We start from the raw sequence: 14,078 nt of genomic DNA, 5'->3' as shown, positions 1-14,078 counted from the left end.
TTCACAATAGTTATACGAACATATCATAGCATTTCCATAAGCGGCTAGCAAATCAAAAACTAAGCTAACACAGACTCAATAAATACGGTCGTTTCTTGTGCTAAGTCCAATTCCTTAACGTTAAGATCATCACCACTACCCCGAACAATACGCACTACTGGACGACCAGGTAAACCTCTGTGTTGACGTACAACAACACCCGTCTCTTTCGTCGATAAACGTACAGCTATTCCATTAGGATAAATAGACACCATTCTATTAAACTGAATAAGGACATCTCGGTCAAGTTGTAATTCAGACATAGCCATCATTTTCTCACAAGCATCGTGTGGAAGAAGCTTCGGTTCTCCTTCTAGTTGGCTGATCAAATGATCATACATGTTAGCTACAGCCACAATACGTGCGTATAAATGGATTTCCTCTCCCACAAGGCCACGAGGAATCCCTGTTCCATCAGCTCTTTCATGATGCTGCAATGCGATATGTGCGATACGTAGATTGAATTCTCGCTTATTCTTGAGTTTCTCATATCCGAGCCATGTATGGTGTACTTTGACGCCTGAAGCCATTTCATCCCCTTCACGAATTCCACTTTTACCTATATCATGCAGAAGTGCGCCCACGGCGAGTTCCTTCGCCTGAATATAGTTGAGGCCTAAATTAATGCCCATCACTGTAGACAGTAGACAGACATTCATAGCGTGTAAATATTTTTCATTATCACTGGTACGGATATCTGTTAATTGCACGAGTAATTCTCTATTACTGGTAACATCATTCATGAGCTTGTCTATACTTGTTCCGATCAGATGTGTATTCCATTCTTTGCCTGACCGGACAGCATCGAATGTATCACTAATCCCATGAATTAAGCTTTGTTTTGTTGCATCATCTAGTAGATCATCCGTCTCTATATCATCAAATAGCGGGTCCTGAATATATATCATCGTTACACCAATTCGATTAAGCGTATTGACCATATATACCGTTAGTTGAACCCCCGCTGACAACAATACGGTGCCATTCCCTGAATACACGGACTTACCTAGAAATTGCCCTGCCTCAACATTCTCAATGTTTACATACTTCAATGAATGGTCCCCCTCAGCCTACTTCATACTCCATCTCTAGCAGATCTCTCAGGCAATGAGCCTTCCAATGACAATAATTGGCGCTTAATTTCTAAGCCTCCACCGTATCCGACGAGTGAACCATTTTCCCCATTAACGCGGTGGCAAGGTACTACAATCGGTAGTGGATTCTTGTTATTTGCTCCTCCGACAGCTTTTATCGCCTTCGGACGTTCAATCAATATCGCCAATTGCTTGTAGGATAGAGTCTCCCCATAAGGAATATCGGCAAGTGAGCCCCATACTTGTAGTTGAAAAGAGGTTCCTCTCATATCTAAGGGTAAAGTAAATGTGTTGCGTTCCCCAGCAAAGTACTGTTTCAACTGTTCTTTCGCAAGTGCTAACTTCTCTTCGTTGTGTACAAACGGAATGCCATCTGCCCAGTTACGAGACCATTGTTGTATAACAGCCTCTTTCACACTATAAGCTCCAAATTCAATGAGACATAACCCTTTCTCTGACATACATACTGTCAATGTACCTATCGGGGTCGATACCTCATCATAATAAATCGTCTCCGAGATAGTCGATTCCTCTATCACTTGTGGTTGCAGCTTCTCTGTAGCTTGCAACAGTTTCTCTTGTACTTGGTTGTCCTGTTCGGTGGCTATGCTTTTATCTAAGATGTTCAATGCTTCTTCGCCTCCTATACGTCCCAGAGCCCAAGCTGCAGTTCCCCGCATCTCAGGCCGAGGGTCTTGTAACAATATCTCTCCCAGCCTAGGTACGGCTGTTTTGTCTTTGAAATTACCAAGCGCAATGATTGCATTACGCTGCATCGGCTTCTTACCTCTCCAAGCAGCTGCAGTCTGACCGAACTTCTCCCTGAATTCTCTATTGGTAAGATCAAGTATCGGTAAAAGAAGAGGTTTTGCAAGCTCGGGATCAGGAGCCAGTACCGTGTGATGGTCCCAATTCTTTCCTCTATTCTTAGGGCAGACAATCTGGCATGTATCACAGCCATATAACCTATTCCCGATCTTAACCATCGCCTCGTCTTCGAGGAGACCTTTCGTTTGTGTAAGGAATGATACACAGCGCTGAGCATTTAGTTGCCCTGGTCCAACTAATGCTCCTGTGGGGCAAGCATCAATACATTTCGTACATTCTCCACAATCTTCTGTAACAGGCGTATCTGGTGGAAAGGGAATATTCGTCACCATATCCCCGAGATATATCCATGAACCCCACTTCGGCGAAATGATCATACAATTCTTCGCACTGAAACCAATGCCTGCTCGTTCTGCTACAGCCCTATCGACCAATGCGCCGGTGTCCACCATGCTGTCTAGGACAGCCTCCGGCACTCTTTCCCGAATGAAAGCTTCTAACTTCGCCATCGCTTCACGTAGCACATAGTGATAGTCTCGTCCCCATGCAGAACGGGCTAGAATTCCACGATTGGCTCCCGGTTCCGATTTAGGAGGGTTAACTAGCTTAGATGGGTAAGCTACCGCAATGGCAATAAGTGACGCTGGCTTAGATGAAGGGAGTGCAGGGGTTACCCTTTTAGCCAGATCCGGTTCTTCGAATCCTGATTCATATCCTTTCGCACGATGCTCCTCTAGAATTGATTTCAATGATACAAAGGGATCTGCGGTCGCAAAACCGATATCATCGATTCCAAAACTAGGTGCTGCCAATTGGATGTCCCGTTTCAATTGCTCCCACACGGACGGCGAAGGGGAATATAGTGGCTGTGTCTGTTCTGTAGTCATCCCTTCTGCCTCCTTTGTAGTCGTAGTCATCCCCAATCAACGATCATTAACTTTAAAGCCCTCTGATCTTATTCAGTGGCCATAAAATAAATTCAACTCTGCCTACAATACCACTTTCCTTGACTGTACCGAATGCTCGGCTATCTTTACTTGCACCTAAATGTCTATTATCACCCATGACAAAATAATGACCTTCATCAAGTTCTATTGTATCAAAATCGACATCTTGAATTTCGATATCCGTATAATTTTCCTGCTGTAATTGACTGTTAACATATAGCTTGTGGTCTTTCACTTCAATTTTATCTCCCGGAACGCCAATAATTCGTTTCACGAGGAATTCCTTCTTACCCTCACCTTCACTAGGATCACGTAACACAATAACATCACCATGTTTTGGCGTTGTAAAATCAAATACGATCTTATTGACAAACAATCGTTCATTCTCGACTAGCGTAGGCTGCATAGATTGTCCCTTAACCATAGACAGATTAAAGACAAATACATTTAGAAGCATCATAATGACAAAGACGATCACCATGGTCTTAATCCAATCCCAAAGTTCAGCTTTCCAACTAGGCTTTACACGATCTACATTCATAACACACCTCTTTTACACGAATTTCCCCATTTAGTTCAATCTACTATTACGTGTGCAATAGATGACTTTTTGAAACACCCTCTATAAATAGAAAAGCATATCTGCTCCGTTTTTGCAACGGTTGACAGATATGCTTCATAATAGTAGTAAATTAATCCTAATCTCTATAAGTATCCTTCCATCGCTCTAACGCTGTGCAATAATACTAAGCTTCTGGAAGGCTTCCATTATTTTGTTAGCTCCGTATCCCATAGCTTCAAAAAAAGGCATTACAGCCTGATTCTGCTCATCACCAGCAATCATAATATGACTTACCTTACGCTGTTGGAAACGTTGCTCCATAGCGGATACGAGAGTTTTCCCAATACCCTGGCGTCGATAATCTGGATGAATAGCGATACGGAAGTAATAGGCACGGTTATTCTCAATTGTACCAATTAGAGCCCCTACGATTTCACCATCTTCTTCTGCTACCATAATTAGATCGGAATCCCACGAGAGCTGCCTTGAGAATGGTTGTATCGTATTCTCGAAGCAATCTTCAGATAACGCAACCTGAAGAAGTTCTGTCACTAGATTACAATCACTTAACTGAAAGGAACGAACATGCATGTATTAAATCTCCCTTTTCGTTTAGCTTTATCCGGTTTTTACACAAAAAAGAAACACTTTTTATATAAACCCGAACATAATAATAAAGACAAAAATAAAGACAAAAAAACGTGAAATTCGTGCTTGCTAGTCCATTAAACCACATATTACATCAAAAAACACTTGTTTTCTACTGTAAGCGCTTTATATCAACCGTTTACATTTTATAACTTGATATATTTTCATTTTTTATTAAATTATTGGGCTTTTTATTGTAAACTTATTGGGTATATTATTGTTTGCTAAGGGTAAACATCATTCCGGATTAAACAAAGAATCGACAACAATCCGATAACAAACCGACTTTACAAACATAAATGTTGATTTAATCGGTTAAATACGGTTTAATAATAGAAGTAGTCACTTTTCTACATATTTCAAAATAACCAAAACCAATTTGCAGGAGGTAATTTACCATGGCATTCCAACTACCATCACTACCTTATTCAAACGACGCTCTTGAACCACACATCGATGCACAAACGATGGAAATTCACCACGATCGTCACCACAATACGTATGTAACAAACCTGAATGCGGCTCTGGAAAAAGCCCCTGAGCTACAAAACAAAAGCATCGAAGAACTTCTAACAGGTCTAGGAAGTGTACCTGAAGAAATTCGTACTGCCGTTCGTAATAATGGTGGCGGTCACGCTAACCACAGCTTGTTCTGGGAAATTATTGGACCTAATGGCGGCGGTAACCCAACGGGTGAGCTGTCACAAGCTATTGATAGTGAGCTTGGTGGTCTTGATAAATTCAAAGAAGAATTCGCTAAAGCTGCTACTACTCGCTTCGGAAGCGGCTGGGCATGGCTTGTTGTCGGCAAAGACGGCAAACTCGCTGTAACAAGCACACCGAACCAAGATAACCCACTAAGTGAAGGTTTGACTCCGATCCTAGGTCTTGATGTATGGGAGCATGCTTACTACTTGAAATATCAAAACAAACGCCCTGATTATATTTCCTCTTTCTGGAACGTAGTTAACTGGGATGAAGTTGCTAAACGTTATAGCGCTGCTAAGTAAGACAGCATCCTAAGTCATATCTTAGCTAGTCAAAAACCGCATTTCATAGTGGGAGTGATTCCACTTGAAATGCGGTTTTTTGGCGAAATATTAGAGAGTATGCACTTTCATCCCTATTTCAGCTTACACGACACGATTACGTTGTTCTTCATAATATGCATGAATAATTTTTAGAAATACATTTGGAAATGCATACAGTTCCATATCCTGTTCGCTAATCCATCTATATTCTGCGTAGACCTCTTCTTTACTCTCTTCTTCATCCCCATAACTCACAGCTTGTTCTGCCACATATGACACATCATCTTCTAGACAACGGTATACCTGAAGACTCCAACGGATGTGGCTAAAAATATGTTCTGCATCCATGAAATGCTGTACAGGCTTTGCAGATATTCCTTCATCCTTCAAAGTTCCCTTCAATAAATCTTGGGCAGTATCGTCTAGCATCCTTCCGCCTCGAGTCACAGGCGACAAGAAGTGTGGAAGTTCCCACATCTTAGCAAGCAGTCCACTGTCTGCCCGCTGACGAATGAGTATTCTGCCTGCATGAATACCTTCGCCTTCAATGAGTCCAACAATTCTTTGTTCAGGACGCGGTGGCTTACTCTTCGTCTTAATAGGAAGCTCTGCCTCTTTGCCCTCTATTCGTCCCTCGCAGTGCACCATGACAGGACATGTTAAGCAGTGGGGAGACTTAGGCGTACAGACCAAAGCCCCAAGTTCCATGAGTGCCTGGTTGAAGTAGGTAGCTTGTCCCTCAGGAATCAATTCCACGACTAGCTTCTCCATAGCGACACGCGTACTGCTCTTCATGATGTCTTCTTCGATTAGGAAGTACCTAGAGAGAACTCTCATTACATTCCCGTCTACGGCTGGCTCAGGCCTGTTAAAAGCGATGCTAAGAATCGCTCCTGCCGTGTAGGGTCCCACACCTTTAAGCGCAAACACGGCTTCCTTGTCATCAGGTACTTGTCCACCATGTAAATCCTTCACTTGCTTAGCAGCATACTGCAAATTACGGGCACGAGAGTAGTAGCCTAGTCCCTCCCAACTCTTTAGTACATCTTGCTCAGGAGCATCCGCTAAATCTTCAATCGTCGGAAATTTCTCTATAAATCGATTAAAGTACGGAATGACCGTATCCACACGTGTCTGTTGCAACATAATCTCTGATACCCAAATATAATAAGGATTACGATGGCGTCTCCAAGGCAAGTCCCGTTGATTCTTAAAATACCATTCCAGCAAATGTTCACTGAAATAACGTTGTTGCTCATTCGACATATTACTTCTCCTTCTCTTACGTTAGTTGCTCTACGATGGCATATGTAGACGCCATCTCCCGCTGATGGGAAATACTCAGATGAATAGCATAATCAACAATTTGACCTGATAGATCTAGCCTTTCCCAAGCCTCTTCACTTAATTGCACCCAAGGTTTCCCCCAGGCATCTGGTAATATTTCGATATCATGAAATCCTATAATTGCACCTATGCCACAACCAAAGGCTTTGGTGATCGCTTCCTTAGCAGCAAATCGTCCGGCAACAAATTCAGCCTTATTCGCGCCTCTATTTCTGGCTAGCTCACATTCTTTAGTCGTTAGTACTTTTATCATAAAAGCTTCGGACAATTTGCCACTCAGCAATCGTTCCACTCTCTTGATCTCCAGAATGTCATGTCCAATTCCGTAAATCATTCTTTCTCACGCCTTCCGTTGTTGGCATCCATCCCTTTATTGTATCAGTTTTATCGTCCCAAAAGAACGGTATTACTTTACTGATGAAATATTAGAATGTTTATAGGCTCAACACCAAAATCAGTGCTTGACCAATGTATCGAGTTGATAGATGACCGCTACGCGGATGGATTGTCCTTCCGATCGCTATTGCCCCCAAATTTTTTTTGAATCTATCGCTCTTTGCGGTAAAAATTCATGGGCAAAGCGTATGCTTTCGAAGTAGCTTTCCTACGGAAAACTTGTAGGCGAACGCTTCGCTTCTCCACGACAATTCCAGTATCGAAGCTACCACCATCATAGATTTGTTTTTTCTGTAAGCATTAATTATGAATTAGAGCTTGTTACACTTCTAATATTTTCAAAAAAACCTCCAGCCCTACTCTTTATGGGCTTGGAGGTTCTTTTGGGCAGATTAAGAAACTAATTCATTCGTGTAACCTTTTAAATTCCAGGAATCGCATTACGCTTATGAGCGGTTTTGGCATAGTAGCTCTCAAGACGCTCTTTCGTTGCTGGAGCGACCTCTTTACCTTCAAGGTAATCACTATTCTCATCGTAAGTAATCCCTAACTCAGCTTCATCTGTCTGACCTTCCCAAAGACCTGCGGAAGGTGCCTTATCTAGAATAGACTGCGGTACGCCTATGTAAGCAGCGATCTGACGCACTTGTCTTTTGTTCAAAGAGCTCATAGGCGTCACATCTACTGCTCCGTCGCCCCATTTGGTATAGAAGCCTGTAATGGCTTCAGAAGCATGATCCGTACCCACTACAATCAGATTCAATTCAAAGGATAGCGCATACTGCATAACCATCCGTGTTCTTGCCATCACATTCCCTTTGCCCTTATGGCTCATATGGCGGTGTATACCTAGAACTTTGAAGCCCTGCTCAACCTCCAATGCCACTTCATTCACAGCATCTTCAATATTGGTCTCCACCACATGCTTAAGCTCAAAGGCTTTGGCGACAGCATAACTATGCTCAATATCCGATTGTGATCCATAAGGTTGGAATACACCTAGTGTCATATAGTCCTTGCCTGTTTCTTGTGACAATTCATCTGTTGCCCGCTTACATAATCCAGCTACAACGGCACTGTCAATGCCCCCACTAATCGCTATTAGTAGACCCGTTGCACCCGCATTTTTTACATATTCCTTCAGAAAGGCCACTCTGTTGTTTACTTCAGATTCCACATGAATAGACGGTTTAACACCTAAATCTGCAATAATTTCTTCTTGTAAACTCATTTCCTTAGGAACCCCTTTTCTTTGAAATAATATAAAAGAACAAAAGCCCCAGAGTTGACGGCATGCCGCAACCTCAGAGCTTTTGTGCAGTGGACTAGATTACTGACACAAACGATTAAATGCCTCCGAGAGTTCATCGGCAATATCTTGTGCCGAACGATCCTCTACCTGATGGCGTTCGATGAAGTGGACAAGCTGTCCATCTTTCATCAAAGCAATGGAAGGTGAAGATGGAGGATACGGCGCGAAATACTCACGTGCTTTAGCAGTCGCTTCTTTGTCCTGTCCAGCAAATACAGTGTACAAATGATCAGGGACTACCGCATTATCAAGCGACATAGCGACTCCAGGACGACACTGGCCCGCAGCACAACCGCATACGGAGTTGATAACAACCAACGCTGTACCTTTGGAATTTGGTAAGTTATTCTCTACCTCTTCCGCTGTTGTCAACTCTTGAATTCCTAAACTTGTCAGTTCATCCCGCATCGGTTGAACCATATCTTTCATATATCGATCAAAAGACATAGACATGATCTATCACTCCTTTATAATAACCGTTATAATAACGATGCTAATAATTCATATTATACCTTCCTACAGTTTGAAAGCAAGCAACTTAAGACTGCTATATAGAATGAACTAAAAGAGGACCCTCATATTCTTAATCTAAAGAGTTTGGGGAAAGTAAACTTTAGTTCAATCTATCCAGGTAATCATTAAACTCATCTATGTAAGCATCTTAATTGACCTTAAATCACATGTTCATTTTCTTTAGGTAAATAGGAAGCAGGAAAATTAACAATGATTGTGGTTCCAATTCCTTCCTCCGAATCCAAAATGATTTTCCCTTTATGACGTTCCACGATTGTAAGGCATAGAGATAATCCGAGTCCTGTGCCCTTCTCTTTGGTTGAGAAGAAAGGGGTGAATAATTTATCCTGCTTACTTTTAGGAATTCCAGAACCATTATCTTGTACAATCAATTCCACACCTGTTGCTGTTGCCTTGGTCCGTAACATAAGTTGTCCCTTCTCCCCCATGGCTTCCATGCCATTACGCGCTAAGTTAAGAATTAATTGCTTAATTTCCTTCGCATTCAACATAAGCTTTGGCGCTGTATCATCGAGCCTGAGCTCAATCGTCTGACCTCGTAAATTAGCATCTGCCCATAATAAAGGACTCAGATCATTAATGATCCTGTCGATATGGCATTCTTCTTTCTCAGACACCCTATTCTGTGCGAGCGATAAGAAATCGTCAATAATACTATTAGCCCTATCGAGTTCTTCCATAACAATACGGTAATAATGATCTAGTGAGCTAGGACTCTTCTCTTTCATCAATTGTAGGAAGCCACGTACAACAGACATTGGATTACGAATTTCGTGGGTAATGCTCGCAGCCATTTGTCCTACTAGACTTAGTCTTTCTACATTTCCAAGCTCACTACGCAATCTTTCTAGCTCTGTAATATCCTGAGTAATCATAACTGCCCCTAATATTTCCTTTGTATAGGAGTTCGTCAGTGGCGATGTGCTCATATAGCTAATACGAGAATCACTTTTAACAAGTTCTTGATCTACCTTTACCCCTTGCAGAGCTTGTGAAATCCGATAACTAACATGCTCCTCTTCTAGTGGATCTATAAATAAACGAATAGGATGTCCAAGCACATCTGATTTCTTAAGCTCCGGATTCCGCACCTGATATAATGTCATCATCCGATCGTTGATACTCGTGACAAGTCCATCACGATCCACAGAAACCATGCATATCGGAGAAATATCCATAACTTGTTGAAGCTTTTCTTCTCCAAGTATATATTTCTCCGATATCCCATCAAGCTGCTCCCTAAGAAGCCACTTTTCAAACGTAAACTCAATAACATGTAGCACCATAATGCCACATAAAGTGGCAATAACAACATAAGATAAACCAATTGCAAATTGTTCTATCTCAAGCATACTAATATCATATCCATCGACTAAAGGGGATAATATAATGAGCGTCATCGCTATGAGTAAGCTTACTCCTAGTTTTTTGGTTTTACCTAAAAGAGGGTCTTTCAAAAAATAAGGAGAAAGGTGAAAAAGAAAGGGATATACTAAGATTCCTGTATGAAGCAAAAAATTGATACTCGTAATATGATCATCAAATACAAAATAACAAACCATATTGAGGGACACTAAAAAAATCCCCCACTTGTAACCTCCATAAAGAATAGCAATGAAGAGCGGGATAAGACCAAGATTCAGTGGGACAAGATCAAATAATCTCGATGCAAATATGGAACAAACAACTAAAGAGATTGCGCCGCACCACACAATAATCAGAATAAACCCTTTAGAGTTCAATCGCTGCTGATTCAGTCGAGATCTAAGAAATCGATACACGAGTGGGAATAGAAGCGCAAATGAGATAGAAATTAACACCTGCAACAAGATGTTCTTATATTCATAATAAATATAAAATCCCTCCTTCACACAACTTCCTTATTTAACCAAGTTAATTCTGATTAAATCATATGTTACAAAATATTACAATGTCTTCTATTATCTGCGTCCGCTGTTGTTTTCTCATATGTTTGCATATAATAACATTATGTAATTAAGTTAATAGAAAAGGAAGATCATCATTGACATATAACGTAATCATTATTGGCGGTGGTTCTGCTGGTCTCATGGCAGCAGTATCAGCAAGTCAACACGGAGCTAAAGTACTTCTAGTGGAAAAGGGAAATAAGCTGGGGCGTAAATTGGGGATTTCTGGCGGCGGTCGTTGCAACGTTACCAACGCAAAGGAACTCGATGAATTAATAAAACATATACCGGGCAATGGTCGCTTTCTGCACAGTGCATTAGCTACTTTTAGCAACCGAGATATTATGGCTTTTTTTGAGGACTTGGGGATTAGACTAAAGGAAGAAGATAACGGGAGAATGTTTCCTATCACAGATAAGGCTAAGACCGTTGTCGATGCTCTCATTACCAAAGTTCGCTCACAAGGAGTTGAGATACGACTTCAATGTCCTGTGGATAAAGTACTATATAAAGATGGTCTTGTACAAGGTATTAAATTACGTTCTGGGGAAGTCATCAAAAGTCATAACGTCATTATCGCTGTAGGTGGTAAATCTGTTCCACAAACAGGATCAGAAGGGGATGGATATGTATGGGCTGAACAAGCTGGGCATACCATTACGGATCTATACCCTACTGAAGTAGCTCTAACTTCGAACGAGCCCTTCATTCAGAATAAAGAATTGCAAGGATTATCCCTTAGAAATATCAGTCTTTCGGTCTGGAATCCTAAGAATAAAAAAGTAATCGAACATCAAGGAGATATGATTTTCACCCATTTTGGCATATCTGGACCTACGGCGCTAAGATGCAGCCAATTTGTTGTAAAGTCTATCAAACAATATAAAACCAAAACCGTAGCCCTTACTCTGGATCTTTTTCCAGATAAAACAGCAGACCAAGTGTCTCAAGAAACATTGATCCTTCTTAAAGATGAAGCTAAAAAAGCAGTTAAGAATGCGTTGAAGGGTTATATTCCTGATCGCCTTATCCCACGGTTCCTACTTAAAGCTGGAATCGAGGAAGATTTGACCTTTGACCATATCCCTAAACTGCAACTAACGGAACTCACCAAGTTGATCAAATCTTTTCCTATTTCAATAGATGGGACCCTCTCCATCAAAGAAGCATTCGTCACTGGTGGTGGGGTCAACTTGAAGGAGATTAACCCCAAAACGATGGAATCTAAGCTTATGCCAGGACTATTTTTTTGCGGCGAGGTGATGGATATTCATGGCTACACAGGAGGGTACAATATTACCGCTGCCTTCACGACTGGATATACCGCAGGTAAGAATGCCTCAACGGTATCCGAGACATCCTACTAGCCTTTTGAATAATTCATGAAACTAAATAAATAGACGGAGAGTCGATTCATGACTAACGTCAATGGAAGTATGAGCATCCAGCCCCACCCTATACCCAGTAAGGTTAAGGAAAATGCTGTTGAGATCACAAGGATGTATGGAAGATGCATGGTGCGAACCGCGAGCATTCCAGCCTTCAAGGCAACTTCAGGTGACCATGGTAATAACGACACCCACTCATCGTAAAGAAAATGAATCCAATAACGAAAAAGCCAATAAACGAGCATCATTGAAACCGCCAGGAGTACGAACCATTTAATCATTCCGGGCGGTACAATGATCGCTAGTAAACTCACACCCGTAAATTGTAAATAAAGTAATACATGCTTCGGATTACGAAACCATGCCTTAACCGCAGCCGCCGCTAACCTATGTTCTGCTGAACGTGAGCGATAGAGGTAAGGGGAACGCCGAAAAATCCATGGTTTAGTTCGTGTTGGCATGGGCTTGTCTACAACTTGCTTAAGCAAAAACCCCGTTAACTTCATCCGTTGTTTACTATCTTCTTGCACATCATTCATGAATGTCCCCTGAAGATGCACCCTCTTCTTCATAAACAATAGAGTGGCTACAATTAACAATACAGCAGTGCTGATCATGAAGAAGGGTTGATGTATCCACAAGATGGTTACTCTAGCATAGAGCGCACAAGGAATCCCTATTCCACAAATCAATAGCAGCCGTTTACGCCATCCACTGAATGTAATAGTCACAAAATGACGAATCCAAGATACGATCCAGCTAGTAGCCATAGATAATATCAGAAAACTTGTCAATTCAAATGTATTCATACCCAGAATCCGCACTAGAAATGGAGACACGATTGCAAATAGGATGACAACCTTCATTAATATAACAGCCATACTATATAAAGATCCTCTAAGAATTATACCTGACATCCAGCGGTGGTGCATTCGTATAAATAAGGCATCCCCTTCCTGTACCAAAAGTAGAATACCTCCACTATATATCCCTAATAACATAAATGATGAGAATAGTATGCTGGGGACCTGAAGACTCCACTGCGGAAGATCCTCCACCCATAATCCATAGTATAATCTAGCTCCAAGAAGAATTCCTGGGATCAATATATATAGCATCACAGTCCAGTCAGCAACAAAACGTAATATCGTGACTTGTTCCTTCATATATTCCTTCAATCGCCGCCAAAAGAGATTGTCCGGTGTTTTAATTTGATAAGATGTCCTTGAATCTGTCATGAAGAACCCCTTTCAGCTAGTCATAACATCAAAACAGTCAAACAAGGATGCTCCTGGCTGCTCTGCAGCCAGACGAATATCTTCTAATGTGCCTTGAGCTACCATTTCACCACCAGAAATCATAATGAAGGTATCACATATCTTCTCAGCAGTATCTAGTACATGAGTTGACATTAGAACACCCGCCCCACGCTTTCTTTCCTCTTCTAGCAAGCTAAGGAAATCTTTCGTTGCACGAGGATCAAGACCAATAAAAGGCTCATCGACAATATATACATCTGGGTGCCCTAGGAAACCGATCATTAACATCATTTTTTGCTTCATACCTTTGGAGAATCCGCCTGGCAGAAGATCACGTACTGCACTCATTCCAAAACGTGTAAGTAGCTCATCAGCATATCTAGTAAAAGAGTCATACTCTAAACCATACGCAGCTGCTGCGAGATCCAAATGCTCCCACAACGTTAGATCTTCATAAAATACAGGCTGCTCCGGTACGTAAGCATACTTCCCTGAATCTCCTGCGATACTTACAGAAGTCTTGGCATGCTTAAGAAGTCCCATGACTGCCTTAATGGTGGTACTCTTCCCCGCACCGTTAGGCCCAATAATACCAAGAAGCTCCCCTCTTTTCACCCGAAAAGAAATATTCGATATAGAGGGTGTCCCTTGTTCATAACCCGCATGTTCTATACACACATCCAGTACGTTCTCTTGTTCCAGATCATTTATGAGTAGATTCATATCTTGTACACCTGCACCTTTCCCTACGGTAACACCAACACA

Annotated in this window: 13 protein-coding genes; 2 read left to right on the top strand and 11 right to left on the bottom strand. The window is 41.6% G+C overall.

The genetic code is table 11. The features are described from left to right. Positions 1-59 precede the first annotated feature (59 nt). The 4 genes from UB51_RS25850 to UB51_RS25835 all read right to left on the bottom strand — a co-directional run bounded on the left by UB51_RS25850 (position 60) and on the right by UB51_RS25835 (position 4,061). Entirely contained in the window at positions 60-1,091 is a 1,032-nt protein-coding gene (locus UB51_RS25850) for an HD-GYP domain-containing protein (RefSeq protein WP_044879761.1), read from the bottom strand. 23 nt (positions 1,092-1,114) lie between these two features. Continuing rightward, on the bottom strand, positions 1,115-2,848 hold the full coding sequence (queG, locus tag UB51_RS25845; protein ID WP_044879760.1) for a tRNA epoxyqueuosine(34) reductase QueG: 1,734 nt from the start codon (positions 2,846-2,848) through the stop codon (positions 1,115-1,117). A 52-nt stretch (positions 2,849-2,900) separates the two neighbouring features. Further along, on the bottom strand, positions 2,901-3,449 hold the full coding sequence (gene lepB, locus UB51_RS25840) for a signal peptidase I (protein WP_044879759.1): 549 nt from the start codon (positions 3,447-3,449) through the stop codon (positions 2,901-2,903). Positions 3,450-3,635: 186 nt separating this feature from the next. Next, the gene (locus tag UB51_RS25835) at positions 3,636-4,061 is read right to left on the bottom strand and encodes a GNAT family N-acetyltransferase (protein ID WP_044879758.1); all 426 of its coding nucleotides are present in this window, start codon (positions 4,059-4,061) and stop codon (positions 3,636-3,638) included. Between the two features lie 455 nt (positions 4,062-4,516). Here UB51_RS25835 and UB51_RS25830 point away from each other — a divergent pair, with 455 nt between their 5' ends. Next, on the top strand, positions 4,517-5,128 hold the full coding sequence (locus UB51_RS25830) for a superoxide dismutase (RefSeq protein ID WP_044879757.1): 612 nt from the start codon (positions 4,517-4,519) through the stop codon (positions 5,126-5,128). A 123-nt stretch (positions 5,129-5,251) separates the two neighbouring features. Here the strand turns inward: UB51_RS25830 and mutY are convergent, their stop codons facing one another. The 5 genes from mutY to UB51_RS25805 all read right to left on the bottom strand — a co-directional run bounded on the left by mutY (position 5,252) and on the right by UB51_RS25805 (position 10,609). Further along, positions 5,252-6,415, bottom strand: coding sequence for an A/G-specific adenine glycosylase (gene mutY, locus UB51_RS25825; protein ID WP_044879756.1), 1,164 nt, complete (start codon positions 6,413-6,415; stop codon positions 5,252-5,254). A 16-nt stretch (positions 6,416-6,431) separates the two neighbouring features. Continuing rightward, the gene (gene acpS, locus UB51_RS25820) at positions 6,432-6,830 is read right to left on the bottom strand and encodes a holo-ACP synthase (RefSeq protein WP_044879755.1); all 399 of its coding nucleotides are present in this window, start codon (positions 6,828-6,830) and stop codon (positions 6,432-6,434) included. Between the two features lie 483 nt (positions 6,831-7,313). Then, entirely contained in the window at positions 7,314-8,123 is an 810-nt protein-coding gene (gene nadE, locus UB51_RS25815; RefSeq protein ID WP_044879754.1) for an ammonia-dependent NAD(+) synthetase, read from the bottom strand. 99 nt (positions 8,124-8,222) lie between these two features. Further along, positions 8,223-8,657 (bottom strand): BrxA/BrxB family bacilliredoxin, encoded by a 435-nt coding sequence (locus UB51_RS25810; RefSeq protein ID WP_044879753.1) that lies wholly within the window; start codon positions 8,655-8,657, stop codon positions 8,223-8,225. A 218-nt stretch (positions 8,658-8,875) separates the two neighbouring features. Then, a complete protein-coding gene (locus tag UB51_RS25805) occupies positions 8,876-10,609 on the bottom strand; it encodes an ATP-binding protein (protein ID WP_234405508.1) in 1,734 nt (577 codons plus the stop codon). A 152-nt stretch (positions 10,610-10,761) separates the two neighbouring features. On the opposite strand from UB51_RS25805, the gene UB51_RS25800 reads away from it, so the two are divergent. Further along, positions 10,762-12,033 carry a BaiN/RdsA family NAD(P)/FAD-dependent oxidoreductase gene (locus UB51_RS25800; protein WP_044879752.1) on the top strand — a complete coding sequence of 424 codons (1,272 nt, stop codon included), beginning with the start codon at positions 10,762-10,764 and terminating at the stop codon, positions 12,031-12,033. On the opposite strand, the gene UB51_RS25795 is transcribed toward UB51_RS25800, so the two are convergent. Together UB51_RS25795 and UB51_RS25790 are read right to left on the bottom strand one after the other, a co-directional pair. Then, positions 12,030-13,292, bottom strand: coding sequence for an ABC transporter permease (locus UB51_RS25795; RefSeq protein ID WP_044879751.1), 1,263 nt, complete (start codon positions 13,290-13,292; stop codon positions 12,030-12,032). The genes UB51_RS25800 and UB51_RS25795 overlap by 4 nt on opposite strands. Before the next feature lie 12 nt (positions 13,293-13,304). Then, on the bottom strand, positions 13,305-14,036 hold the full coding sequence (locus tag UB51_RS25790) for an ABC transporter ATP-binding protein (protein WP_044879750.1): 732 nt from the start codon (positions 14,034-14,036) through the stop codon (positions 13,305-13,307). Positions 14,037-14,078 lie beyond the last annotated feature (42 nt).

It is taken from the genome of Paenibacillus sp. IHBB 10380, assembly GCF_000949425.1.
Taxonomy (GTDB): domain Bacteria; phylum Bacillota; class Bacilli; order Paenibacillales; family Paenibacillaceae; genus Paenibacillus_AQ.
This window is presented reverse-complemented; position numbering and strand designations above follow the sequence as displayed.

What these genes read in the sequence shown, in the direction of transcription:
- nadE (WP_044879754.1), bottom strand. Translation starts at nt 8,123, where the DNA reads ATGAGTTTACAAGAAGAAATTATTGCAGATTTAGGTGTTAAACCGTCT.
- UB51_RS25795 (WP_044879751.1), bottom strand. Translation starts at nt 13,292, where the DNA reads ATGACAGATTCAAGGACATCTTATCAAATTAAAACACCGGACAATCTC.
- UB51_RS25790 (WP_044879750.1), bottom strand. Translation starts at nt 14,036, where the DNA reads ATGAATCTACTCATAAATGATCTGGAACAAGAGAACGTACTGGATGTG.
- UB51_RS25830 (WP_044879757.1), top strand. Translation starts at nt 4,517, where the DNA reads ATGGCATTCCAACTACCATCACTACCTTATTCAAACGACGCTCTTGAA.
- UB51_RS25835 (WP_044879758.1), bottom strand. Translation starts at nt 4,061, where the DNA reads ATGCATGTTCGTTCCTTTCAGTTAAGTGATTGTAATCTAGTGACAGAA.
- mutY (WP_044879756.1), bottom strand. Translation starts at nt 6,415, where the DNA reads ATGTCGAATGAGCAACAACGTTATTTCAGTGAACATTTGCTGGAATGG.
- UB51_RS25810 (WP_044879753.1), bottom strand. Translation starts at nt 8,657, where the DNA reads ATGTCTATGTCTTTTGATCGATATATGAAAGATATGGTTCAACCGATG.
- queG (WP_044879760.1), bottom strand. Translation starts at nt 2,848, where the DNA reads ATGACTACAGAACAGACACAGCCACTATATTCCCCTTCGCCGTCCGTG.
- acpS (WP_044879755.1), bottom strand. Translation starts at nt 6,830, where the DNA reads ATGATTTACGGAATTGGACATGACATTCTGGAGATCAAGAGAGTGGAA.
- lepB (WP_044879759.1), bottom strand. Translation starts at nt 3,449, where the DNA reads ATGAATGTAGATCGTGTAAAGCCTAGTTGGAAAGCTGAACTTTGGGAT.